We start from the raw sequence: 255 nt of genomic DNA on the forward strand, positions 1-255 counted from the left end.
ATGAGAGCCATTGCAGGAGGCATCCGCGTGTTGAAGCAGCGGGTGATTGACGCCTACCACGTGTCCGATTACAGCGTGCTGGCCGTTGGCGTGATTGGCGCGCTCGGTCATCCGTTGTACTGGTTCTGGTGGACGTTCGTCGACCCGCAGCCCAACGAGAATCTGCCGATGCGCGTGGTGGGTTCGATCGCGTGCGTGCTGCTGTTGCTGCGCCGCTTCTGGCCCGCCGGCGCCGCGCGTTTCCTGCCGTGGTAT

1 pseudogene is annotated in these 255 nt (G+C 63.9%); it reads left to right on the forward strand.

The window, feature by feature from the left end:
- Window positions 1–27: 27 nt before the first annotated feature.
- A pseudogene (locus SB751_RS32950) lies at window positions 28–255 on the forward strand (hypothetical protein); the annotation flags it as partial.

It is taken from the genome of Cupriavidus sp. SIMBA_020 (assembly GCF_046535395.1).
GTDB lineage: Bacteria > Pseudomonadota > Gammaproteobacteria > Burkholderiales > Burkholderiaceae > Cupriavidus > Cupriavidus campinensis.